This is a genomic window from Streptomyces malachitofuscus (assembly GCF_055571035.1).
Map to the genome: position 1 here is coordinate 74,792 of NZ_JBVIGA010000015.1, position 22,618 is coordinate 97,409.

The window sequence follows — 22,618 nt, forward strand, 5'->3', positions numbered from 1 at the left end:
AGGATTCCGCCCGGCGGATGTCTAAGGTGAGGGATGTGACCGACCGCAACGAGCGGCCGCTGGCCGTGTTCGACCTCGACAACACCCTCGCCGACACGGCGCACCGGCAGCGGTTCCTGGAGCGCAGGCCGCGCGACTGGGACGCCTTCTTCGCCGCCGCCCCGCAGGACCCACCGCTCGACGAGGGCATCGCGCTGGTGCGCCGGAGTGCGCGGGAGTGCGAGATCGTGTATCTCACCGGGCGGCCCGAGGGCTGCCGGCGCGACACAGTGGACTGGCTCGCCGCCCAGGGGCTGCCCGAGGGTGAGGTGTACATGCGGGGCAACGCCGACCGGCGGCCCGCCCGCCACACCAAGCTGGCGATCCTGCGCCGCCTCGCCCGCACCCGGGAGATCCGCATGCTCGTGGACGACGACGAACTCGTCTGTCTGGACGCCCGGCGGGCCGGTTTCACCGTCGTCCAGGCCCGCTGGACGGCCCCGTCCGGGGAGTTGAAGGACGCTCAGGAGCGTGAAGGGCGAACCTGAGCCCCGGCGGGGTCAGTCCGTCTCCTCCAGGCGGAAGCCGACCTTCAGTCCCACCTGCCAGTGCGCGATCCGCCCGTCCTCGATCTGGCCGCGCACCTGGGTCACCTCGAACCAGTCTAGATTGCGCAGCGTCTGCGACGCGCGCTCGATGCCGTTGCGTACGGCCTTGTCGACGCCTTCGGGTGAGGTGCCGACGATCTCCGTGACCCGGTAGGTGTGGTCCGACATGCTGCTGCTCCTCTCCCCGGCGGCCGCCCGACTGCACGGCGCACCGCCTGTGTCACACGTCACTCCACCGTGCCCTACCGCGCGGCGGAGCGCGAGGCGTCGGCACCGTTCACCTGACGGCCTTGACCTCACGCATTGGTCCATACCAAGATGCTGGAGACCCGCCCGAGCTTCCGCTCGCCCCCCACGTCGGGCCCCGCCCTGTCCGTCAGACAGAAACAGGTCCCTCGTGAGACGCCGTCTGCTCGCCCTCGTCTGCGTGTCCGCCTCCCTGCTCAGTGGCTGCGGACTGATGTCCGACAGCGCAACGGAACGGCGCACGGTCACCGTGTGGTTGATGCAGCACAGCGCCTCGCAGGACTATCTGGAGCGCTTCACCGCCGACTTCGAGCGCGAGCACCCGGGGCTCGACCTCGACATCCGCATCCAGGAGTGGACCGGCATCGGCGAGAAGGTGCAGAAGGCCTTGGAGACCGAGGCGCCGGACGGACCCGACGTCATCGAGGTCGGCAACACCCAGGTCGCCACGTACGCGGAGGGCGACGGACTGCTCGACCTCACCCTGGAGTCCATGCGCGACTGGGGCCGCGACGACTGGCTCCCCGGCCTCGCCGAGCCCGGCCAGTGGGGGTCACAGCAGTACGGCATCCCCTGGTACGCGGCCAACCGCGTCGTCATCCACCGCAAGGACCTCTTCCGCCAGGCCGGCATCACCGCCCCGCCGAAGACCCGGGAGGAGTGGCTCACCATCACCGAGAAGCTCAACACCGGTGGCGACCAGGGCATCTACCTGGCCGGTCAGGACTGGTACACCCTCGCCGGCTTCATCTGGGAGGAGGGCGGAGAGCTCGCCACGGAGCGGAACGGAGTGTGGCGCGGCACGCTCGACAGCCCGGCGGCGCTGCGTGGCATGGACTTCTACCGCCGGCTCCAGGCACTCGGCGACGGCCCGGTCGACTCCGACGAGGAACACCCGCCGCAGGCGGGCGTGTTCGCCGAAGGCGACGTCGCCCAGATCGTGGCCGTCCCGGGAGTGGCGCGGGCGATCCTCAAGCAGAATCCCGACCTGGAGGACAAGCTGGGCTACTTCCCCGTCCCCGGCAGGACCGCCGAGAAACCCGGTGCCGTCTTCACCGGCGGGTCCGACCTCGTCGTCCCCGCGAACACCGATGTCAGGGACGCCGCCGTGGAGGTGGTCGCCGCGCTCACGGGCGCCCGCTGGAACACCGATCTGGCCCGCACGATGAACTACGTCCCCAACAAGGCCGGCCTCGCCGAATCGGTGGCCGGGGAGGAGGGGGTCGCGGCCATGGCGGCCGGAGCCGCACAGGGCCGGGCGACCCCCATCACACCCCAGTGGAGCGCGGTCGAGGCGGACAACCCGATCAAGGCGTACATGACGAAGGTGCTCACGGGAGCCGACCCGGCCACGGAGGCGGAGCGCGCCGCCCGCCGCATCACCGAGGCCCTGGCCTTCGACTAGGGCCTGTCGTTCGGACGGCACGCCCGGATCAGCGGGCGACGCTCAGGGACAGGGCGAACCGCCCCTCCTCGTCCGTCCACCACCGGGTGAGCTCCAGCCCGGCGGCCGACAGCTCCGCTCGCACTCCTTCCTGCCGGAACTTCGCGGACACCTCGGTGCGCAGCTCCTCGTCCGCAGCGAAGTCCACGGCGAGTTCCAGGGCCGGGATCTTCACCGTCTGCGCGGTACGGGAGCGCAGCCGCATCTCGATCCATTCGTTCCGGGCGTCCCACAGCGCGACATGCGCGAAGGCGTCCGGATCGAAGTCGGCGCCCAGTTCGCGGTTGATGACGTGCAGGACGTTCCTGTTGAACGCGGCCGTCACCCCGGCCGCGTCGTCGTACGCCCGGACCAGCACCCGCTCGTCCTTCACCAGGTCCGTGCCCAGCAGCAGGGCGTCGCCCGGGGCCAGCAGGGCGCGGACGGAGGCGAGGAAGGCGGCACGCTCGGCGGGCAGCAGATTGCCGATGGTGCCGCCGAGGAACGCCACCAGCCGCGGGCCCGGGGTCCCGGGCAGTGTCAGCCGGGCGGTGAAGTCGGCGATGAGCGCGTGCACCTCCAGCCCCGGCCGCTCCGCGGCCAGCGCCTGCCCGGCCTGCGTCAGGGCGCTCTCGCTGACGTCGACGGGGACATAGGTGTGCAGGCCGGTGAGCGCGTCGATCAGATACCGGGTCTTCTCCGAGGAGCCCGAGCCCAGTTCGACCAGGGTGCGGGCACCGGACGCCTCGGCCATCTCCCCGGCGCGGGCGCGCAGGATCTCGCGCTCGGCGCGGGTCGGGTAGTACTCGGGCAGGCCGGTGATCTCCTCGAAGAGCTCGCTGCCGCGGGCGTCGTAGAACCACTTCGGCGGCAGCGTCCTGGGGCTGCTCGTCAGGCCCTCCTGGACGTCGGCGCGCAGGGCGGCGTCGGTGATGTCCTCGGGCAGGGTGCGGGTGAGACGGAACGGACTCACGTGAGGGGCTCCCTCGAAGGTACGGGTGCGTCGGCGGACGTCAGGCGGTCGCCGGGCTCCTTGAGCGGGGTCAGCAGGACGTTCGTGCCGCTCGCGGCGAGCAGCGTGCGGTCGGGGACCTCGCACCAGTGCGGATCGTCGTCGTAGGGCTCGGAGGCCACGACGGTGCCGCCGCCGGCCCGGGCGAGGTACCACAGCGTGTCGCCCCAGGCGGTCGCGGTGACGGTGTCACCGTTGGTGAGCAGCAGGTTGAGCCGGGCCTCCGGGGCCGCCTCGGCGACCTCCAGGACGGTGTCGGCGAGTGCCTGGCCCTCGTCGTCGCCGGCCCGCAGCCGGGCCAGCACCAGCGCCCACACGAACGCGGAGTCGTTGCGGGCCTCCAGCGACAGCACGTCCTCGGCGGACAGGGACGCGACCAGTGGCGCGAGTGAGCCCGGCCAGCCCGGCACCGCGCCGTTGTGGCTGAACAGCCAGGTCCCGGCCGCGAACGGGGCCGCCGCCGCCTCGGCGTCGGCACCGGACAGCGTCGCGTCCCGTACGGCGGCGAGCAGCGCCCGGGTGCGTACGACCCGGGCCAGATCCGCGAACGACAGATCCGCCCAGACGGGCCCGGCCCGCCGGTACCGGGCCGGCACCGGATCGCCCTGCGCGTACCACCCCACACCGAAGCCGTCCGCGTTGACCGTGCCGTACCGCTGCCGCCGGGGAGCCCAGGACTGCCGGTACAGGCCGTGCGGCGGCCGCACGAGCAGCTCACCCAGCGCCTCCTCGGGCCCCACGTAGGCCACATGACGGCACATCAGACGGCCTCCGAGCGCGCGGTGCGGAACCCGGAGAAGATCTGCCGCCGGATCGGGTGGTCCCAGTTGCGGAAGGTGCCCCGGCAGGCCACCGGGTCCACGGCGAACGAACCGCCGCGCAGCACCTTGTACTGCGGCCCGAAGAACACCTCCGAGTACTCCTTGTACGGGAACGCCCGGAAGCCGGGGTACGGGGCGAAGTCGCTCGACGTCCACTCCCACACGTCACCGATCAGCTGCCGCACACCCAGCGGCGACTCCCCGGCGGGATAGCTCCCGGCAGGCGCCGGACGCAGGTGCCGCTGACCGAGGTTGGCGTGCTCGGGACCCGGGTCGGCGTCGCCCCACGGGTAGCGCATCGACCGGTCGCCGGCCGGGTCGTGGCGGGCCGCCTTCTCCCACTCCGCCTCGGTGGGCAGCCGGCGCCCGGCCCAGCGGGCGTAGGCGTCGGCCTCGTACCAGCACACGTGCAGCACCGGCTCGTCGGGCGGCACGACCTCCGTGACGCCGAACCGGCGCCGCAGCCACTGTCCGCCGTCCCGGCGCCAGAACAGCGGCGCGGTCAGGGAGTTGCGGCGCACGTGGGCCCATCCTTCGGCGGTCCACCAGCGGGGCTCGTCGTAGCCGCCGTCCTCGATGAACGCCTGGTACGCGGCGTTCGTCACCGGAGTGGTGTCGATGCGGAACGGTGCCACCTCCCGCCGGTGCGCGGGCCGTTCGTTGTCCAGCGCCCAGGGCTCGTCCGAGGTGCCCATGGTGAACGGGCCGCCCGGCACGAGCACCTCGGACGGGCCCGTGAACAGCGGGGCCGGCCCCGGGTCGGGCGCGGTCAGGGCCTGCGGACCCCGGCGGAGCTGATGGGTGATCAGCATGGTCTCGTCGTGCTGCTGCTCGTGCTGCGCGATCATTCCGAAGGCGAAGCCCGCCTCCGTCAGCCGCGTCCCGTCGAACGCGGTGGCCTCCAGCACGTCCAGCGCCCGGCCGCGCACGTCGGCGGCGTACCTGCGGGCCTCGCCCGGCGGCAGCAGCGGCAGGCTCGGACGTTCCGCACGCGGGTGCTCGAAGGCGTCGTACAGACCGTCTATCTCGGGCCGCAGCGCCTCCTGGCCGGCGACGGCCCGCAACAGCCACTGCTCCTCCTGGTTGCCGATATGGGCGAGGTCCCACACCAGCGGCGACATCAACGGCGAGTGCTGCGCGGTCAGTTCAGGCTCCTCCACGCAGCTCGTGAGCAGCGTGGTGCGGTCCCGTGCGGTGATCAGCGAGGCGACCGCGCGCTCGCGCAGGGCTTCGGCGTCGAGGGCGGGGTCGGTCATGAGGGGGTGTCCTTCCCGTGCGTGGTCGTCGTGCGGGGGTGCGCGGCGCGGGCCGTCGTCCGCAGCTCGTCGAGCGTGTCGTCGGCCGGGCAGCGGCCGCGGGCGACGTAGCGGTCCCGGTACTCCTCGACGGCGTCGACGACCTCGGTACTCGCGCCGAGCCGGGGGAGTGCGCGCAGCGCCGCCTCGAAGCAGGCGGCGGCCACGTCCCTCAGCTCCGGATCGGCCGGTCCGACCCGGGCCGCGTCCCGCCAGAGCGGATTGTGCGGTGCCGGCATGCCGTGCGTCCGCTCGGCCAGCGGCTTCACCGTACGGTAGGCGGTCTCGGCGGCCTCGGGGTCGTCGAACAGCGCCGCCGTCACGGCCAGCGGCACGATCCAGCCGTCGTCGCCGGGCTGCGCGTCGATCATGCGCAGCTCCAGATGGCCGCGCGGTCTGACCGGCGGGAACAGCGTGGTCACGTGGTAGTCGAGGTCCTCCCGGGTGGGCGGCCGCGGCGTCCCGGACCTGGTCCACTCCCGGAAGGTCAGCCCCTGAGGCACCTCCCACGGCCCGTCCCCGTTCCGTACGCACATGACGGGCGCGTCCAGCACATGCCGGGCCCAGGTGCCGCGCGGGTCGGCGTCCAGCAGGGGGCCGCCCGCCCGGCCGGTGCCGATCTGCGCCCAGCGCAGCTGGCGCGTGGACAGCCAGCCCGTCGGCCGGCCGCCGGCGACGGGGGAGTTGGCGAACACGGCGACCAGGACCGCGCCCAGCTGGTGCGCCAGCCACCAGCGCCGCACATGGCCGAGGGGTCCGGGCTCCTCGTACCCGGCGTCGACGCACACCTGCACGGAGGCGGAGGTGCACATCATGGCGCGGCCGGCCGGGCCGGTGCGGTCGAGGCAGGCTTCCATGGCGTCGTAGCGCGGTTCCCGCAGGAAGCGGCGGGGTGCGTGCCAGGGGTCGTGGCCGAGGCCCACGAGGGCCAGTCCGTCCCGGCGCAGTACCGCGCGGACGGCGTCGAGGTCGGCGGACACGGTACCGACGCACTCCATCAGGGAGGCGGCGGGCGGCGAGCTCAGTTCCAGCTGGCCGCCGGGCTCGATGGTGAGCGCCGACCTCAGGGGCACGGTCCGCAGAGCGGTGTAGGCCACGTCGAGTCGTTCGGGTGACACGGGGAGCCGCGGGTCCCGCAGCTCGTGGACGAGCCATTCCACCTCGACCCCGAGGCGGCGCGGCGGTCCGGTCTTGAAGCAGATGCCCCGCACCAGGGCGTCCACCTCGGTCTCTGTGACGGCGGTGTGCGGCTGCGTACAGCCACCTGCCGAATCGGACATGTCGGGATCCTCCTGAGATTCCATCATGTCGCCGGCCCGGAGGTTCCACGCTCCCGGCCGACAGCAACTCGTCCACCCAAAACCTTCGTGCCGCCCGGCACAAGGGTGCCTGGCGGGGCGTCCCGGTTCGGTCATCCTTTCTCGAGCCTGTCGCCGGGGGTTTCCCGCCTGTCGCCCGGGCCCGCCGAGGGGGCGGAAACTCCGTTGCGCCGCATCACCAGCATCACCCACGATGCGTGCATGAGCACGACGAGGGGGAACGCGCGGTGCGCGGTCACGGCGGCTACGGGGGTGGCGCCGTGAGCGCGCGTCTGCGGGGGATCGCCCGCGAGACCGAGCGCATCGTCGCGTCCGGGGTCTACCGGGCGCCCGCCGGGCACGAGGTGTCCGTCGCGGCGGCGGTCGGGGCCGCGGCCGACGGAACACGGGTGTTCGGGCCGGATCCGGTCCCGGTTCCGGCCTTCCGTCCGGTGGGGACCCGGTTCGAGGTCACCGGGGAGAGCAGCCTTCGGGCCGCCCGGCGACTGGAGGGCCCCGTGGCCGTCCTGAACTTCGCCTCCGCCCGCAATCCCGGCGGCGGCTACCTCAACGGCGCGCAGGCCCAGGAGGAGGCCCTGTGCCGCTCCTCCGCGCTGCACACCTGCCTGCTGCGTGCCCCCGGTTACTACGACCACCACCGCACCCACCGCGACCCGTTCTACTCGGACCGGGTGATCCACTCACCGGCGGTGCCCGTCTTCCGCGACGACCGCGGCGGCCTCCTGGACGAGCCGTTCACGGCCGGTTTCCTCACCTCGCCCGCGCCCAACGCCGGCGTGATCCTCCGGTCGGCGCCGGAACGCGCGCCGCAGGTGCCGGGGGCCCTGCGGATACGGGCCGAGCGGGTGCTGGAGACCGCGGCCGCCCACGGCTACCGGCGGCTGGTGCTGGGCGCCTGGGGCTGCGGGGTGTTCCGCAACGACCCGGCTCATGTGGCAGCGGCGTTCCGCGCCCTTCTGGAGCCGGGCGGGCGTTTCGCGGGGGCCTTCGCGCACGTCGTCTTCGGCATCCTGGACCGCACCCGTGACCGCGCGGTCCGCGCCGCCTTCGAGCGGGGGTTCGCGGACCTGGTGTCCGGGCCGGCGGCGATCAGCTCCAGCCGTAGCGCTCCCGCAGCCGCTGACGTACGAGGTTGAACCGCATCCGGTCCAGGGCGCACGCCTCCCGGCGCATGCCCTCCTCGTGCAGCCGCAGTACCCGGGCCACGTCCACCCATGAGTCGCGGCCCGCCCGGTCCCACGGCCCGCTGCCGATCGGCACCCACTCCCGGGCCTCTCTTCCCCCGCCCGCCGGCCCGGCGGAGGGCCGCTTGCTGGACAGTTGCACCGCGAGGAACGTCCCGCCCGGCTCCCGGGCGACGACCAGCACCGGACGGTCCTTGCCCCGGCCGTCGTTCTCCTCGTAGGGAACCCAGGTCCAGACGATCTCCCCGGGATCGGGGTCGCCGTCGTGCGCGGGCGAGTACTCGGTGCGCACCCGGCCCACCTCACCGGGCGTGGCCTCGACGGTGGCGGTGGGGCCGTGGCGGCCCGGGGCGTTCTCAGGGCTGTAGGCGGTCACAGGCGTACCGTACGGCACACCCGTGACACGCCGGCCGGAGCCCTCGCGAGTGGCGGTTCAGCCGGGCACGCCCGTGAGTTCGCGGCCCGTCACCATCTCGGCGTCGATCCGGACGAACACGCCGTCGTGCATCGGCATCCAGGACCGGGGTCCGGTCCGCAGCAGACGCTCGTGCTCCGCCGGGTCCGTGACCACGGCCGCGCGGCCCGTGACGACCACGCTCCAGCCGGCCCGGCGCTCGGCGTGGAAGTCGTCGGCCTCGAACGCGACCACCACACCGTCGATCGCCCGCACCAGATCGGAGGCGGCGGAGGTGCGCAGCACCACGGCGGAGTCGGTGTCCAGGGAGAAGTTGACGGGCAGGACCGCGGGCAGCGCCTGCCGGGTGTAGACGACGCGACCGACCGGCGCCTTGGCCAGCAGGCGCAGGCACTCCTGCCGGTCGAGCGCGCGGAAGCCATCGCTGTGGATCATTCGTCCATGGTCGGCGACCGCACCTGGCGATGCTAGGGCCGGACGGCCCTGATAGTCGCCGGGACGGCAAGCCCGCCCCGGTCGGCGGGCGCCCCGAGGAAGGCGCCGGCCGGACGGCCGTCCCCGGCGGTGCCGTACACCTCGAAGCCGCTCAGACCCAGGGGGTGGGGGCTGGAGCGGCGGAGGGACGTCATCCGCACCCAGCGGCCCCTGACCGGGTGGGCCGGCTGGATGTTCACCACCCCTCCGGTTCCGGCGATGGTGCGGTAGACGCTCGTCCACTCGGAGTGGTCGGTGCTGGCCTCGACGACGAACTCGAGCGGGTAGCTGGACCGGATCTGCTTGGCGGTCGTGCCGCTGTACGGCCGGCCCGTGGCGGGCGGTGTGAAGAGCGGGTCGCTCGCGTCGCCCTCGAAGGCGAGGCGGATCCAGTCGATCCCGCAGACGGCCTCCAGGTCGACCGAGATCCACTGCGGATCGTCCGTCCGTGGTTCCTTCATGAGCGTGATGTCCCATCAGAAAGCAGCGGCGCGAGCCGGAACCGCCTCGCCCGCCCGTGGTGCCGAACAGTATGACAACGTTGCCAAAGGCTGTGACGCGAGAAGTCTTCTGTCAAGTGCCGAGCCGCGATGGCTGACTTCCCTTTGCAGGTGGAACCCTGGTGGCATGGGCAGGACCGCACTGATCGTCATCGACATGATCAACACGTACGACCATCCGGACGCCGAGCTGCTGCTGCCGTCCGCCGAGTCGGTCGTACCGGTCGTCTCGGCCCTGCTGGAACGGGCGCGGCGGCGGGACGTGCCGGTCATCTACGTCAACGACAACTTCGGCGAGTGGCGCTCCCATCACGGAGAGCTGCTCGACAAGGCCCTGGCGGGACCGCACGCCCACCTCGTGGAGCCGTTGCGGCCGGACGACTCCGCCCTGTTCGTCGTCAAGGCCCGGCACTCGATCTTCTTCGAGACCCCGCTGGGCTATCTGCTCGCCCAGCAGGGCATCGACCGGCTGGTGCTGTGCGGCCAGGTGACGGAGCAGTGCGTCCTGTACTCCTCGCTCGACGCGCACATCCGGCACCTCGACGTGATCGTCCCGCGAGACGCGGTCGCCCATATGCACGCCGATCTCGCCGACGCCGCGCTGCGGATGATGGAACGCAACATGGGGGCGCGGGTGTGCGACAGCGACGAACTGTGGAACTGACGCCCTCGGGGCGCGTCCGAGGGCCGACACTGGCACCATGAGCCGTACGCCCGTTCCGCCCGTGCTCCGCCCCTACCTGGACGAACTGGTCGACCGCACCCGGGCCGTCTGCGGACCGCACCTGGTGAGCGTCCTGGCCGTCGGGTCCCTGGCCCTCGGCGACTACCGCCACGGACGCAGCGACGTGGACGTGACGGTGGTGGTGGACGACTCGCTTCCGCTCGGGTCACTGCCCGAACTGGCCCAAAGGCTCGCCCACCCCGCCCTGGACTGCCCCGCCGCCGGACTGGAACTGGTGGTGTATGCCCACGGTTTCGCCGCCGGCCCTTCCGACGCGGCCGGGTACCTCTTGGACCTCAACACCGGACCGTCCCTGCCGGAGCGGGTCAGCCACGACGCCGGGGAGTCCCCCGCCTTCTGGTACGTCCTCGACCGCTCCATCGCCCACCAGGCGGGCCTCCCGCTGTACGGAACGCCGGTCCGCGATGCGATCGCCGCGCCCCGGCGGGCCGCCGTCCTCACCGCGCTCCGCGCCTCCGTGCGCGAGCACGCCGAAGGCGAGGGACACGCGGCCGACAACCGGGTCCTCAACGGCTGCCGCTCCGTCGTGTACTGCCGCACGGGGCACTGGTTCGCCAAGCGCAGGGCGGCCGGGATCGTCGCCGCCTCCGAGGCGGCCTTCGCCCCGCTGCTCACGGAGGCGCTGCGCAGCTTCGAACTCCCCAGGGAGTCGGCGCTCGCGCTGCCGGGTACGGCGGTGCGGGAGTTCCTGGCCTGGGTGGCGGGCCGGGTGGACGAGGCCGTCGAGGCCGAGGGCGGCCACGGCACACCGCTCTGAGGGGCCGCGGGCGGCCCCGGCCCGTAAGGCGCCCTTCGAGGGTCGTGCGATCGGGGCCTTCGCGATCGCACAGCGCCGTCGGCGCGGAACGGGCCGGGCGGCCGGTTGTCCGGGCCGTTGCGCGGCCGCTCGGCCGCTCGACAGGCGTCCGCCGCCGTGTCTAGGCTCTTCCGCGCGGCATCGCGTGCCGGTCACCGGCTGGGTGAGGCATGGAGGCGCCGCGGATGCCCGTGGAGGCATTGCACGTGTCAGTCGAGTTCAACCACACCATCGTTCTCACCCGCGACCGGGAGAAGTCCGCCCGTTTCCTCGCCCGGATCCTGGGTCTCGAGGTCGGGGAGCCGGCCGGGATGTTCCTCCCGGTGACGACCGCCAACGGCGTCACCCTGGACTTCGCGACCGTCGACATCGACATCCCCGCACAGCACTACGCGTTCCTCGTCTCCGAGGACGAGTTCGACGCGCTTCTCAACCGGCTGGTGGACGCCGGGGTCCCCTTCCAGGCCGACCCGCACGGCAAGCACCCCCGCAGCATCAACCGCAACGACGGCGGGCGCGGCGTGTACTTCCTCGACCCGGCCGGTCACGGCCTCGAGGCCATCACCCGTCCCTACGGCACCGACCCCGACTCACCGCTGAACGGCGTCACCGAGGAGATCCCCGGAGCCGTCCGACCGGCACGGCCGCCCCGCGGCACGTGAGCGCGGCGGGGGCAGCCTTGCCCGCGCCGGTTTACGTGCCGCGACGCGGGCTACGCGGCGCACACGGAAGTCCAGGCCGGTCACTCGTGCCGGGAGGTGCCATGACCCAGCGGATACGGGACGTGATGTCCGGGGACACCGCGTCCGTCGAGCCCATGACCACGGTGGCGCGGGCGGCGCGCCTGATGCGCGAGCACGACATAGGCGACGTCCTGGTCGCGTACGACTGTGATCTGTTCGGTGTGCTCACCGACCGCGACATCGTGCTGAGGGGCGTCGCCGAAGGACACGATCCCGAGGTCACGACGGTCGGTTCGGTGTGCACGCGCCCGCCCCTGGTGACCCTCGACCCCGAGGACACCACCGACCACGCCGTCGAGCTGATGCGGCGGCACGCCGTCCGCCGGCTCCCCGTGGTGGAACACGGGGGGTGTCCGGTGGGCATGGTCAGCCTCGGTGATCTCGCCGCCGTCGAGGACCCGCACTCCGCCCTCGCGGACATCAGCACGGCCGCGCCCACCCACTGAGCGCGGTGCGGTCAGCGCCGGTAGAGGCCCACCAGGGTGCCGCTCGCCAGCTGCCGCTCCTCGACCGCCTCGTGCACCTGCTGCGCACGGGGCGCGTCCGGGAGCACGCACGGTTCGGCGAGGGCGTAGAGCCGGAACAGGTAGTGGTGCGCGTCGTCGCCCGGGGGCGGGTGCGGGCCGCCCCAGCCGCGGTCGCCGTAGCCGTTGACGAGTTCGGTGCCCCGCGGCGGGCTCTGGCCCGCGCCGACTCCGTCGCTGTGGGGGTCGATGCCGACCACGATCCAGTGCACGAACGTGCCCGAGGGGGCGTCGGGGTCCTCGCAGAGGAGGACGAGTTCCGCCGCGTCGTCCGGTACGCCCTGCCACGTGAGGGGAGGGGAGAGGTTGGGTCCCTCGTACGCGTGCCGGCGGCCGATGAACGTGTTGTCGTCGAAGGCGTCACTGCCGATGTGGATGCCGGTCATACGGGCGGGGTACCCCTGACGCTTTTCGGACATGCAGCGGGACGTCCGTCACCCGGACGCCGGAGGGGCCGACCGAGCCGGGGAGGGTCAGGCGTCCACGGTGACCGCGCACGACCACCCGCACGGGCCCGGGGCGACATGGAGATCCTCCCAGGTCACGGCCGTCGGGGCGGTTCCGGTGAGGCGCACGTCCGACAGGCCGGCGACCGCCAGGCGCACATCGAGGCCGCCCTCCGCCTCGTCCGCCTCCACGTCCACCGGGACCTGGCCGTACACATCCAGCCGGTACAGGACCTCGTCCAGCAGCGCGGCCAGCAGATCGTCGTCGCTGGCCTCGTCGAGACGGATGCGGCCCACACCGGTCGGCCGTACCCCGGAGACGTCGGCGAAGCACTCCACCATCGCCGACACCGCCTCCGCGAGACAGTGCTCCCGGCTCGCCGCCCACGCCTCGATGCGGACCTCGTCCTGCTGCGCCACCGCCCGGTGCCCGCTCTCGTCCGGTCGCCGCGCCTGCCCGTAGTCGCCCGTGTCACCGACCATGACCCTCGACTGCCCGACGCTCGCGGACCCATGCCGGTCGGCGGTGCTTCGGGTGCTGGGGAGCGGGTACGCGGGTGCGGACCAGGTGCTTCAGGTGCCGTCCGCGCGGAGGGAGGCATCCGCCATGCGGTTCCGTGATCGCCGGGAGGCCGGCCGCGAACTGGCCGCCCGACTGCGGCAGAGGCAGGACGAGGGAGGGCTGCCGGACCCGGTCGTGCTGGCCCTGCCCCGCGGCGGTGTCGCCGTGGCCGCCGAGGTCGCCCACGCCTTGGACGCTCCCCTCGACGTCCTCGTCGTACGGAAGGTCGGCGCCCCCTTCCACGAGGAGTTCGGCGTCGGCGCGATGGCCGGTGACGGGGTGCCGGTGTTCGACGAGGACACCCTGCGCCGGCTGGGCCTGAGCGAGTCCGACCTCGCGCCCGTCGTCGAGCGCGAGCGTGCCGAACTGCGCCGCCGCGAAGAGCTCTACCGCCGGGGCCACCCCGCTCCGGAGCTGCGCGGACGGTCCGTGATCGTCGTCGACGACGGACTGGCGACCGGCTCCACCGCCCGCGCCGCCCTGCGCGCCCTGCGCGCGCAGGGCCCCGGCCGGCTCCTGCTGGCCGTACCCGTCGGCGCGCCCGAGGGCGTGGCGTTGATGCGCGCCGAGGCCGACGAGGTGGTGTGCCTGCACGAGCCCGCCGCGTTCATGGCCGTGGGCCAGTGGTACGAGGAGTTCGACCAGCTGACGGACGAGGACGTCCTGGAAGCCCTGCGCCAGCGGCAGGCCTAGGGTCTGTGCTTCGGATCATGTCGCAGGGAACTGACGGTGGCACGCGTGTCACCAACGTCCCGGGAGAGCACACCTGGGCCGCCCGGCGGCGGTTCATATGACGGAGTCCGCGCGCAGGGCCTCGATTTCCTGCGGGTCGTGGCCGAGTTCGGTCAGGATCGCCTCGGTGTGCTCGCCCACGGCCGGTACCGGATCCATGCGCGCGGGCAGGCTTGCGAGGTCGGCGGGCGGGAGCAGCGCCGACACCGTCGCGCCCGGCACCTCCACCTCACGCCAGCGGTCGCGCGCGGCGAGCACCGGGTGGTCGAGGAAGGCGGCGACGTCGTTGACACCGGCGCAGGCGATGCCGATCGCCTCCAGGTCCTTGAGCAGTTCCTCGGCGTCGTCGCGGGCGAAACGCTCCGCGATGATCACGTTCAGCTCCTCCCGGTGCGCCACGCGGTCGGAACCGGTCGCGAACCGTGGATCGTCGGTGAGCTCCGGCCGGCCGAGGAACTCCGCGCACAGGGTCGCCCACTCGCGTTCGTTCTGGATGGAGAACAGCACCTCGCGGCCGTCGGCGGCCCGGTAGGTCCCGTACGGGGCGATGGTGGCGTGCTGGGTCCCCAGACGCGGAGGCTGGCTGCCGCCGTAGCGGGTGTAGTAGGCGGGCTGGCCCATCCACTCCGCCAGCGCCTCGAACAACGACACCTCCACGGGGTGGGCCTTGCCGGTGGTCGCCCGCGTGTACAGGGCGGTGAGCACGCCGCTGTACGCGTACATCCCGGCGGCGATGTCGGCGACGGATATGCCGGTACGGGCGCTCTCCTGCGCCGTCCCGGTCAGGGACACCAGACCCGTCTGGCACTGCATCAGCAGGTCGTACGCCTTGCGGTCGGCCCATGGCCCGCTCGTGCCGTAACCGGAGATGGTGCAGGGGATGAGCCTCGGGTAGCGGCGGGTGAGCTCACCGGTCCCGAGGCCGAGCCGGTCGGCGGCGCCCGGTGCGAGGTTCTGCACGAACACGTCGGCGTCCCGCAGGAGCCGGTGGAGGATGTCCCGGCCCCGCGAGTCCTTGAGGTCCAGGGTGAGGGACTCCTTGGAGCGGTTGATCCAGACGAAGTAACTGGAGTGGCCGTGCACCGTCGTGTCGTAGCGCCGGGCGAAGTCGCCCTCGCCCGGCCGCTCCACCTTGATCACGCGTGCGCCGAGATCGGCCAGCTGCCGGGTGGCGTAGGGGGCGGCCACCGCCTGCTCCACGCTGACCACCGTCACCCCGGACAAGGGGAGTTTCCGCACGTCCACGCCTCCTGCCTGCTCCCGGAGCACCGGTCTCGATCAGTACCGCCGGGGCGGACGGTCTGTCAACGGCCGCCCCGTCCGCTCACTGGCCGGCCCGGCTCCACGGAGCGTCGGCGGGGCGGCTGCGGGAGACGATGCGGGCGCCGCTCCCGTCGACGGAGCGGACCTGGAGCGACCCGCAGCCGCAGCGGGTCCAGACCGTGCTGCCCGTCGCGGTGCCGTGCCGGGAGACCACCTGGAACGGCTCGGCGTCGTCCGGCCACCCGCAGTACGGGCAGAAGGTGCCGGTCGTCCCCGCGGCGCCGGTCGTGCTGGTCATGGTGACTCCTCGTTGCTCAATTGCCTCGGTGCATGTCAGTTGTCGCGACACAGCAAGGGTGCGCCGTCACGTCCGTACACGTCCAGGTTGACTTTATGGACGCAACCGTGAAGCGTTTCCTTCATGATTGATCTGCGCAGGCTGCACGTCCTGCGGGCGGTCGCCCACTACGGCACGGTCACCGCGGCGGCCCGCGCCCTGCACTTCACCCCGTCCGCCGCCTCCCAGCAGATCCGCCAGCTCGCCCGTGACCTGGATGTCACGCTGCTGGAGCCGCAGGGGCGAGGGGTGCGGCTGACCCCCGCCGCCGAGAGTCTGCTGGCGCACGCCGACGCCATCCAGGCGCGCTGGGAGCAGGCGGAACTGGATCTGCGGGCCGATCACGACGCCCCGGCCGGGCTGCTGCGCGTCACCGGGTTCCCGGTGGCGATCTCGGTGCTGCTGGCGCCGATGGCCGCCCGGTTGCGTGCGCGCCATCCGAGGCTGTCGGTGCGGATCGCGGAGGCGGGGGTGCCGCAGAGCTTCGACCTGCTGTTCGAGGGAGCCGCCGATCTGGCCGTGGTGGAGTCCACGCCGCACAACCCGCCGCTGAGTGACGCCCGGTTCGACCAGCAGCCGCTGCTGGACGACCCGTTCGACCTGGTGGTCCCGGACGGGCATGCGCTGGCCGGTGCGGAGCGGGCCGACCTCGCCGAGGCGGCGCGCGAGCCGTGGATCGCTCCGGTGCCGGAGAGCCCCTGCCGGCCGCATGTGATGGCCGCGTGCGGTGCGGCCGGCTTTTCCCCGGACGTCGTCCACCACGCCCTGGACTGGAACGTCACCGCCCATCTCGTCGCCCACGGACTCGGCGTCGCCCTGATCCCGCGCCTCGCCCATCTGACGCCGCATCTGCCGATCTCCCGCGTGCGCTGTGCGGGCAACCCGCACCGCAAGCTGCTGACCTGCACCCGCGGCGGGGGCCACGCCCGTCCCGCGGTGGCGGCGGCGCTGCGCGAACTACGGGCACTGGCCCCCACGGCGGTCGCCTGACCGCCGCCACCACGCGGTATCCACCGTCGGCGTCACGCGGAACCCGCGTCCGCGGTGCCCGCTCGACGCCGACGGTGGAGTCTCACCAAGGTCACCGTCCCCGGCGTCCAGGCCCCGGCCGCTCGGGCGCCGTCGCAGCCGTCACCCGCGGCCTCCACGGGCCGGACGGACGGTGCGGGTTGGGTCGTGCGGTTTCCGCGCGGTGGGAGGGGCGATGCGGGTTCGGCCCGGCGGTGGGGGTTGGGTTGTGGGGTGTCCATGCGGTGGGAGGGGCGGTGTGGGTTCGGCCTGGTGGGGGGCCGGCGGTGGGGGTTGGGTCGTGGGGTGTCCATGCGGTGGGACGGACGGTGCGGGTCCAGGTGCCCGGGGTGCTGTTGTCCGTGGCGTGTCGCGGCTGTTGGGGTGTCGGCGGTCCCGCCGACGACGACCCGCGCGCGGGATCGGCCGCGCGTCGGCGTGACCCGACCGGGTGTCCGGACGCCTGTGCGTGACCCGGGCTGCCCGGGTGGTCCTACCGGCCCGGTGCCCCCACGCGCAGGCCGTCCATGATGAGGTCCAGCAGCCGGGCGGCGCGCGGCTGCCAGTCACCGGCGGGGTCGAGCTGCCACAGGCCGCCCATGGCGAGAATGAGGTCGTCCGCGGTCACTCCCGGGCGGATGGCGCCCGCCTCCTCGCAGCGGCGCAGCAGATGCTCGGCCGCCTCGGTCACCGGACTGTGGGCCGGCTTCTCGGGGCTTCCCGGCCCGCTGGTCGCCTGCCGGATGGCGTCGGCCAGTCCGGCCTTGGTCATGGCGAACCGGGCCAGCCGGTCCATCCACTCGCGCAGGGCACGGTCCGGGTCCCGGTTCTGCAGCAACTCCGCCGCACTGTCCGCGACCTGCCGCATCTCGTAGCGGTAGATCTCCAGGACCAGTGCCTCACGGCTGGGGAAGTTCCGGTAGAAGGTGCCCTGCCCGACGCACGCCTTCTTGGCGATCACGCTCAGCGGGGTGTCCGCCGAGCGCGTGAGCTCGGCCACGGCCACTTCCAGGATCCGCTCCCGGTTGCGCTGCGCGTCCGCGCGCAGAGGTGCGTCCTTCTCGTGCCCCATGCGTCCTCCTCACGGGTCGTGGCCGAAACCCGTCCTTGCTAACCGGACAGCTGTCCACTACGTTTTCGGGGGTAACGGACAGCTGTCCGCTTCGGCTCCATCGTATCGGCGGACACGGACGGCCGCGGCATGCCCCGAACGACCGGCGTTCCCGGCTCCTCCGCCCTCCCGCATGGTCCCGGACGCCCCCCGTTCCGTACAGCCCGCCCCCACCCCACGTCACCGACCCGTCCGCCTTCCAGATCCCTGAAAGAAGGCTGCTCATGGCCACCTCGACGTCCAGCACCGTCACCTTGAACATCAACGGCGAGAAGCACACGCTGTCCGTCGACCATCGCACCACCCTGCTCGACGCGCTGCGCGAGCGGCTGGACCTGACCGGCACCAAGAAGGGCTGCGACCACGGGCAGTGCGGTGCCTGCACCGTTCTGGTCGACGGCCGCCGCACTGGGTCCTGCCTGCAACTGGCCGTCGCGTCCGACGCACGCGAGATCACCACCGTGGAGGGTCTCGCCGAGGGGGACCGACTGCACCCCGTGCAGCAGGCCTTCCTCGACCTGGACGGCTTCCAGTGCGGCTACTGCACCCCCGGCCAGATATGTTCCGCCGTCGCCGTCATCGAGGAGCACGCCGCGGGCTGGCCCAGCGCCGTCACCGGGGACGTACGGCCGGAAGCGGGACCGCCGGCTCTGACACCCGAGGAGATCAGGGAACGCATGAGCGGCAACCTGTGCCGCTGCGGCGCCTACGTGCAGATCGTCCAGGCCGTCGCCCGCGCCGCCGCCGAGACCCGCACCGAGACCGAGGAGGCAGCCGCATGAGGGAGTTCGACTACCGGCGCGCCGACGACGTGTCCGGCGCGGTGGCCCTGCTCGGCGACGACCCCGACGCCCGCTACCTCGGCGGCGGCACCAACCTCGTCGACCTGATGAAGTCCGGTGTGGAGCGCCCCGCCCGGCTCGTCGACGTCCGCACCCTCCCGCTGGACCGGATCGAACCGGCCGACGACGGCGGACTGCGCATCGGCGCCACCGTCACCAACAGCGACCTCGCCGCACACCCCGGGATCCGCAACCGCTACCCGGCGCTCGCCCAGGCCGTGCTCGCGGGCGCCTCCGGGCAGCTGCGCAACATGGCCACCGTCGGCGGCAACCTCCTCCAGCGCACGCGCTGCGGCTACTTCACCGACGTCAGCAAGCCCTGCAACAAGCGTTCACCCGGCAGCGGCTGCCCCGCCGTCGAGGGCGAGCACCACAACCACGCCGTCCTCGGCGCCTCCGAGCACTGCGTGGCCGTCCACCCCTCCGACATGGGCGTGGCCCTCACCGCCTTCGACGCGGTCGTCTCGTACGAAACCGCCGACGGCACCGGCGAGTTGCCGCTGGCCGACCTCTATCTGCCCGTCGGGGACACCCCGCACCGCGAGACCGCCCTGCCGCCCGGCGCGCTCATCACCGGCGTCACCCTGCCGCCGGCGCGCGTCGCCGCCCGCTCCCGCTACCGCAAGGTCCGCGAACGGGCCTCGTACGCCTTCGCGATCGGCTCGGTCGCCGCCGCCCTCGACGTCTCGGGCGGCGTCGTCCGCGAGGCCCGGCTCGCCTTCGGCGCGGTCGCCTCCCGGCCCTGGCGGGCCCGCACCGCCGAACGCGTCCTGACCGGCGCCCCCGCCACCGCGGAGTACTTCGCCGCCGCCGCCGACGCCGAACTCGCGGCCGCCAGGCCGCTGCCCGACAACGGATACAAGGTGACCCTCATGCGCAACCTCGTGGTGGCCGTGCTCTCCGAACTGACCGAGGAGGCCGCCCGATGACCACCGCCACGACCGGCGCCGCGGCTCCGACGCGCGCCGTCGGCACCGCGCACACCCGCGTCGAGGGCCGCGACAAGGTCACCGGCGCCGCCCGCTACGCCGGTGAGATCCCCTTCGCCGACCTCGCCCACGGCTGGCTCGTGCTCTCCACCGTCGCCCGCGGCCGCGTGCGCTCCGTCGAGACCGGGCCCGTCCTGGACATGCCGGGCGTGCTGGCCGTCCTGCACCATGGCAACGCCCCCCGGCTGCACACCGATTACGTCGGCATGCTGGGCGTGCGGCCGGACCTGACGGCCGCGGTCTTCCAGAACGACCGTGTCCCGCACGCCGGCTGGCCCGTCGCCCTCGTCGTCGCCGAGACCTCCGAGCAGGCCCGGGAGGCCGCCGAGGCGCTTGTGGTCACCTATGAGCGGGAGCCGCACGACATCGCGTTCTCCGCCGGCCACCCGGACGCCTACCCGGCGGACGGACACATGCCCGCCCTCACGGAGAAGGGCGACCTCGAAGCCGAACTCGCCGCCTCCGCCCATGTGGTGGACGAGGAGTACACCACACCCGAAGAGCACCACGGCATGATGGAGCCGCACGCGGCGACGGCCCGGTGGGACGGCGGGCGACTCGAGGTCGTCGACTCCAACCAGGGCACCACCTGGGTCGTCGACGAGCTGGCACGGATGTTCTCGCTGGACGCCTCCGCCGTGCGGGTGCGCTCCGAGCACGTCGGCGGCGGCTTCGGCAGCAAGGGACTGCGCGCCCACCAGGTGTCCGCGGTGATGGCCGCCACGGTCCTGCAGCGGCCGGTGCGCGTCGTACTGACCCGCCGTCAGATGTTCTCGCTCACCGGCTACCGCAGCCCCACCACCCAGCGGATCCGGCTCGGCGCCGGTCCCGACGGCCGGCTGCGCGCCCTGGACCACCGCTCGCTCAACCAGACGTCGACGGTCTGGGAGTTCGTCGAGCCGAGCGCGGGCGTGGCGCGGATCATGTACGACGCCGACGCCCACCGCACGGAGAACAGGGTCGTACGACTGGACGTCCCGTCCCCGACCTGGATGCGCGCGCCCGGCGAGGCCCCGGGGTCCTTCGCTGTGGAGGCGGCGCTCGACGAACTGGCCGAGAAGTGCGGGATCGACCCGGTAGAACTGCGGCTGCGCAACGAGCCGGACCGGGGCCCGGTCTCCGGGCTGCCGTTCAGCAGCCGCAATCTCGCCGCCTGCTTCCGCGAGGGCGCCCGCCGCTTCGGCTGGGCGGACCGCGATCCGCGGCCCGGTGTGCGCCGTGAGGGACGCTGGCTGCTGGGCACGGGCACGGCCGCGGCCTCCTTCCCCGCGGGCGCCATGCCGTCCACGGCGGCGGTGACGGCGGAGCCGGACGGCACCTTCACCGTGCGGATCTCGGCCGCCGACATCGGCACCGGGGCCCGTACGGCGCTCACCCTGGTCGCCGCGGACGCGCTGCGGGTGCCGGTGGAGCGGGTCCGGATGCGCATCGGCGACAGCGACTTCGGTCCGGCGATGATCGCGGGCGGCTCCATGGGCACCCGTTCCTGGGCCTGGGCGGTCACGGCCGCCGCCGGGGAACTGAGGGAGCGGCTCGTCCCCGGCGGCACCGTTCCGCCGGAGGGCATCACCGTCCGCTCCGACACCACCGCCGCCCTCGCCGCCCTCGCCCAGAAGGAACGGCACTCCTTCGGGGCGCAGTTCGCCGAGGTCGCCGTGGACGTCACCACGGGCGAGGTACGCGTGCGCCGGATGCTCGGCATCTTCGCCGCGGGCCGGATCGTCAACCCGCTGACCGCGCGCAACCAGCTCGTCGGGGGAATGACCTGGGGCATCTCGATGGCCCTGCACGAGGAGGCGGTGCGCGACCGGGCCTCGGGCGGTCTCTACGGCGCCGACCTGGCCGGATACCACGTGGCGAGCCACGCCGACGTACCGGCGGTCGAGGCGGACTGGGTGGACGACCCGGACCCCGACGACCCCGTAGGGATCAAGGGCATCGGCGAGGTCGGCATCGTGGGCGCGGCGGCGGCCGTCGCCAACGCGGTCTGGCACGCGACCGGCGTACGCCACCGGAGCCTTCCCATCCGCCCGGACCGGGTGCTGGAGGCGGGAGGACCGCGTGTTTGACATCGCGGGTGAGCTGCGCGGCTGGCTGGCCGCGGGCCGGGAGTTCGCCGTGGCCACGGTGGTGTCCGTGAGCGGCAGCGCACCGCGGGGTCCCGGCGCCGCCCTCGCCGTCGACAGCGACGGCACGGTGATCGGCTCGGTCTCCGGCGGCTGCGTGGAGGGCGCGGTGTACGACCTGTGCGCACAGGCGGTCGCGGACGGCGAAACCCGCGTCGAACGCTTCGGCTACAGCGACGAGGACGCCTTCGCCGTGGGCCTGACCTGCGGCGGTGTCATCGACATCATGATCACCCCGGTCCTGGCGCGGTCACCCGTCAGGGAGGTGCTGGAGGCGGCGCTGTCCGTCGCGGCCGGAGGCGGGCCGGGGGCCCTGGTCCGGGTCGTCGAGGGCCCGGCGGAACGTCTCGGCGCGGCGCTCCTCGTACGGCTGGACGGGTCGTACCAGGGCGGGCTGGGCGGGCCCGTGGAGCTGGACCGCACGGCGGCGGCCGAGGCCGGGGCCCTGCTGGACGCGGGCCGCACGGGCACGGTCGCGGTCGGGGAGGACGGGGCGTACTGCCCCGGCGGGGTGACGCTGTTGGTCGAGACGTCGGTGCCGCCGCCCCGCATGATCGTCTTCGGCGCGATCGACTTCGCGGCGGCGCTGGTGCGAGCGGGGAAGTTCCTCGGCTACCACGTCACGGTGTGCGACGCGCGGCCGGTCTTCGCCACCCGCGGCCGCTTCCCGGAGGCGGACGACGTCGTCGTCGACTGGCCGCACCGCTATCTGCGGAGCACCAGGACGGACACGCGCACGGTGCTGTGCGTGCTCACCCACGACGCGAAGTTCGACGTTCCGCTGCTCCGGGCCGCGCTGGCGATGCCGGTGGCGTTCGTCGGGGCGATGGGTTCCCGGCGCACCCACGCCGACCGGGAGCGCCGTCTGCGGGAGGCCGGCGTGGGTGAGCGGGACCTGGCCCGGCTGCGCTCCCCGATCGGGCTCGATCTCGGTGCCCGTACCCCGGAGGAGACGGCCCTGTCCATCGCGGCGGAGATCGTCGCCTCCCGGCGCGGGGGGACGGGCGCCCCGCTGACGGGCTCGGCCACGCCGATCCACCGGGACGGGCGGCCGGCTCCGGCGGCTGCGTGAGCCGATGGGGTGGCGGGGGCCGGGGATGTCGCCCCCGCCGCCCCTT

At 73.3% G+C, this 22,618-nt stretch carries 26 protein-coding genes; 13 read left to right on the forward strand and 13 right to left on the reverse strand.

Translation table 11 applies throughout. The features are described 5' to 3' along the window. Positions 1 to 17: 17 nt before the first annotated feature. Positions 18 to 527, forward strand: coding sequence for a phosphatase domain-containing protein (locus tag ACZ44S_RS22215; RefSeq protein WP_466931614.1), 510 nt, complete (start codon positions 18 to 20; stop codon positions 525 to 527). A 12-nt stretch (positions 528 to 539) separates the two neighbouring features. Here the strand turns inward: ACZ44S_RS22215 and ACZ44S_RS22220 are convergent, their stop codons facing one another. Further along, a complete protein-coding gene (locus tag ACZ44S_RS22220) occupies positions 540 to 755 on the reverse strand; it encodes a dodecin (protein ID WP_466931616.1) in 216 nt (71 codons plus the stop codon). A 229-nt stretch (positions 756 to 984) separates the two neighbouring features. On the opposite strand from ACZ44S_RS22220, the gene ACZ44S_RS22225 reads away from it, so the two are divergent. Further along, the gene (locus tag ACZ44S_RS22225) at positions 985 to 2,238 is read left to right on the forward strand and encodes an extracellular solute-binding protein (RefSeq protein WP_466931618.1); all 1,254 of its coding nucleotides are present in this window, start codon (positions 985 to 987) and stop codon (positions 2,236 to 2,238) included. A gap of 28 nt (positions 2,239 to 2,266) precedes the next feature. Here ACZ44S_RS22225 and egtD read toward each other — a convergent pair whose 3' ends face one another. The 4 genes from egtD to egtA are packed head-to-tail and all read right to left on the reverse strand — an operon-like array spanning position 2,267 to position 6,664. Beyond that, complete coding sequence (gene egtD / locus ACZ44S_RS22230) at positions 2,267 to 3,229, reverse strand: L-histidine N(alpha)-methyltransferase (protein ID WP_466931620.1); 963 nt, start codon at positions 3,227 to 3,229, stop codon at positions 2,267 to 2,269. Then, a complete protein-coding gene (gene egtC / locus ACZ44S_RS22235) occupies positions 3,226 to 4,029 on the reverse strand; it encodes an ergothioneine biosynthesis protein EgtC (RefSeq protein ID WP_466931622.1) in 804 nt (267 codons plus the stop codon). Before egtC ends, egtD begins: the two co-directional genes overlap by 4 nt. Continuing rightward, on the reverse strand, positions 4,029 to 5,345 hold the full coding sequence (gene egtB, locus ACZ44S_RS22240) for an ergothioneine biosynthesis protein EgtB (protein ID WP_466931624.1): 1,317 nt from the start codon (positions 5,343 to 5,345) through the stop codon (positions 4,029 to 4,031). The genes egtC and egtB overlap by 1 nt, the downstream gene beginning before the upstream one ends. Then, positions 5,342 to 6,664 (reverse strand): ergothioneine biosynthesis glutamate--cysteine ligase EgtA, encoded by a 1,323-nt coding sequence (gene egtA / locus ACZ44S_RS22245; protein ID WP_466931626.1) that lies wholly within the window; start codon positions 6,662 to 6,664, stop codon positions 5,342 to 5,344. Before egtA ends, egtB begins: the two co-directional genes overlap by 4 nt. Before the next feature lie 299 nt (positions 6,665 to 6,963). On the opposite strand from egtA, the gene ACZ44S_RS22250 reads away from it, so the two are divergent. Beyond that, a complete protein-coding gene (locus ACZ44S_RS22250) occupies positions 6,964 to 7,839 on the forward strand; it encodes a TIGR02452 family protein (protein ID WP_466931893.1) in 876 nt (291 codons plus the stop codon). Here the strand turns inward: ACZ44S_RS22250 and ACZ44S_RS22255 are convergent. From ACZ44S_RS22255 to ACZ44S_RS22265, 3 genes are read right to left on the reverse strand one after another with little or no spacing between them, the layout of a single operon-like run. Continuing rightward, positions 7,793 to 8,263 (reverse strand): type II toxin-antitoxin system PemK/MazF family toxin, encoded by a 471-nt coding sequence (locus tag ACZ44S_RS22255; RefSeq protein ID WP_466931628.1) that lies wholly within the window; start codon positions 8,261 to 8,263, stop codon positions 7,793 to 7,795. The genes ACZ44S_RS22250 and ACZ44S_RS22255 overlap by 47 nt on opposite strands. Before the next feature lie 57 nt (positions 8,264 to 8,320). Continuing rightward, positions 8,321 to 8,737, reverse strand: coding sequence for a pyridoxamine 5'-phosphate oxidase family protein (locus ACZ44S_RS22260; RefSeq protein WP_466931630.1), 417 nt, complete (start codon positions 8,735 to 8,737; stop codon positions 8,321 to 8,323). Between the two features lie 32 nt (positions 8,738 to 8,769). Continuing rightward, complete coding sequence (locus tag ACZ44S_RS22265) at positions 8,770 to 9,237, reverse strand: discoidin domain-containing protein (RefSeq protein WP_466931632.1); 468 nt, start codon at positions 9,235 to 9,237, stop codon at positions 8,770 to 8,772. Between the two features lie 166 nt (positions 9,238 to 9,403). Here ACZ44S_RS22265 and ACZ44S_RS22270 point away from each other — a divergent pair, with 166 nt between their 5' ends. The 4 genes from ACZ44S_RS22270 to ACZ44S_RS22285 all read left to right on the forward strand — a co-directional run bounded on the left by ACZ44S_RS22270 (position 9,404) and on the right by ACZ44S_RS22285 (position 12,006). Continuing rightward, entirely contained in the window at positions 9,404 to 9,940 is a 537-nt protein-coding gene (locus ACZ44S_RS22270; protein WP_466931634.1) for a cysteine hydrolase family protein, read from the forward strand. Positions 9,941 to 9,977: 37 nt separating this feature from the next. After that, entirely contained in the window at positions 9,978 to 10,778 is an 801-nt protein-coding gene (locus tag ACZ44S_RS22275) for a nucleotidyltransferase domain-containing protein (protein WP_466931636.1), read from the forward strand. Between the two features lie 245 nt (positions 10,779 to 11,023). Further along, positions 11,024 to 11,479 (forward strand): VOC family protein, encoded by a 456-nt coding sequence (locus ACZ44S_RS22280; protein ID WP_466931638.1) that lies wholly within the window; start codon positions 11,024 to 11,026, stop codon positions 11,477 to 11,479. Positions 11,480 to 11,580: 101 nt separating this feature from the next. Beyond that, positions 11,581 to 12,006 carry a CBS domain-containing protein gene (locus ACZ44S_RS22285; RefSeq protein WP_466931640.1) on the forward strand — a complete coding sequence of 142 codons (426 nt, stop codon included), beginning with the start codon at positions 11,581 to 11,583 and terminating at the stop codon, positions 12,004 to 12,006. A gap of 11 nt (positions 12,007 to 12,017) precedes the next feature. On the opposite strand, the gene ACZ44S_RS22290 is transcribed toward ACZ44S_RS22285, so the two are convergent. Beyond that, positions 12,018 to 12,470: a YbhB/YbcL family Raf kinase inhibitor-like protein gene (locus ACZ44S_RS22290; protein ID WP_466931642.1), complete on the reverse strand. Its 453-nt coding sequence runs from the start codon at positions 12,468 to 12,470 to the stop codon at positions 12,018 to 12,020. Positions 12,471 to 12,557: 87 nt separating this feature from the next. After that, positions 12,558 to 13,013 (reverse strand): archease, encoded by a 456-nt coding sequence (locus ACZ44S_RS22295; RefSeq protein ID WP_466931644.1) that lies wholly within the window; start codon positions 13,011 to 13,013, stop codon positions 12,558 to 12,560. Positions 13,014 to 13,137: 124 nt separating this feature from the next. On the opposite strand from ACZ44S_RS22295, the gene ACZ44S_RS22300 reads away from it, so the two are divergent. Beyond that, entirely contained in the window at positions 13,138 to 13,785 is a 648-nt protein-coding gene (locus tag ACZ44S_RS22300) for a phosphoribosyltransferase (RefSeq protein WP_466931646.1), read from the forward strand. Positions 13,786 to 13,878: 93 nt separating this feature from the next. Here the strand turns inward: ACZ44S_RS22300 and ACZ44S_RS22305 are convergent, their stop codons facing one another. Both ACZ44S_RS22305 and ACZ44S_RS22310 read right to left on the reverse strand, forming a co-directional pair. Continuing rightward, complete coding sequence (locus ACZ44S_RS22305; protein WP_466931648.1) at positions 13,879 to 15,069, reverse strand: CaiB/BaiF CoA transferase family protein; 1,191 nt, start codon at positions 15,067 to 15,069, stop codon at positions 13,879 to 13,881. 79 nt (positions 15,070 to 15,148) lie between these two features. Next, positions 15,149 to 15,385: a hypothetical protein gene (locus ACZ44S_RS22310; protein WP_466931650.1), complete on the reverse strand. Its 237-nt coding sequence runs from the start codon at positions 15,383 to 15,385 to the stop codon at positions 15,149 to 15,151. A 123-nt stretch (positions 15,386 to 15,508) separates the two neighbouring features. Here ACZ44S_RS22310 and ACZ44S_RS22315 point away from each other — a divergent pair, with 123 nt between their 5' ends. Next, entirely contained in the window at positions 15,509 to 16,414 is a 906-nt protein-coding gene (locus ACZ44S_RS22315) for a LysR family transcriptional regulator (protein ID WP_466931652.1), read from the forward strand. A gap of 511 nt (positions 16,415 to 16,925) precedes the next feature. Here the strand turns inward: ACZ44S_RS22315 and ACZ44S_RS22320 are convergent. Then, positions 16,926 to 17,504: a TetR/AcrR family transcriptional regulator gene (locus ACZ44S_RS22320; RefSeq protein ID WP_466931654.1), complete on the reverse strand. Its 579-nt coding sequence runs from the start codon at positions 17,502 to 17,504 to the stop codon at positions 16,926 to 16,928. A gap of 263 nt (positions 17,505 to 17,767) precedes the next feature. Here ACZ44S_RS22320 and ACZ44S_RS22325 point away from each other — a divergent pair, with 263 nt between their 5' ends. The 4 genes from ACZ44S_RS22325 to ACZ44S_RS22340 are packed head-to-tail and all read left to right on the forward strand — an operon-like array spanning position 17,768 to position 22,572. Then, the gene (locus ACZ44S_RS22325) at positions 17,768 to 18,325 is read left to right on the forward strand and encodes a (2Fe-2S)-binding protein (protein WP_466931656.1); all 558 of its coding nucleotides are present in this window, start codon (positions 17,768 to 17,770) and stop codon (positions 18,323 to 18,325) included. After that, positions 18,322 to 19,314 (forward strand): FAD binding domain-containing protein, encoded by a 993-nt coding sequence (locus ACZ44S_RS22330; RefSeq protein WP_466931658.1) that lies wholly within the window; start codon positions 18,322 to 18,324, stop codon positions 19,312 to 19,314. The genes ACZ44S_RS22325 and ACZ44S_RS22330 overlap by 4 nt, the downstream gene beginning before the upstream one ends. After that, positions 19,311 to 21,443, forward strand: coding sequence for a xanthine dehydrogenase family protein molybdopterin-binding subunit (locus ACZ44S_RS22335; RefSeq protein ID WP_466931660.1), 2,133 nt, complete (start codon positions 19,311 to 19,313; stop codon positions 21,441 to 21,443). Before ACZ44S_RS22330 ends, ACZ44S_RS22335 begins: the two co-directional genes overlap by 4 nt. Next, positions 21,436 to 22,572, forward strand: coding sequence for an XdhC family protein (locus tag ACZ44S_RS22340; protein ID WP_466931662.1), 1,137 nt, complete (start codon positions 21,436 to 21,438; stop codon positions 22,570 to 22,572). The genes ACZ44S_RS22335 and ACZ44S_RS22340 overlap by 8 nt, the downstream gene beginning before the upstream one ends. The last annotated feature ends 46 nt before the right edge of the window (positions 22,573 to 22,618 follow it).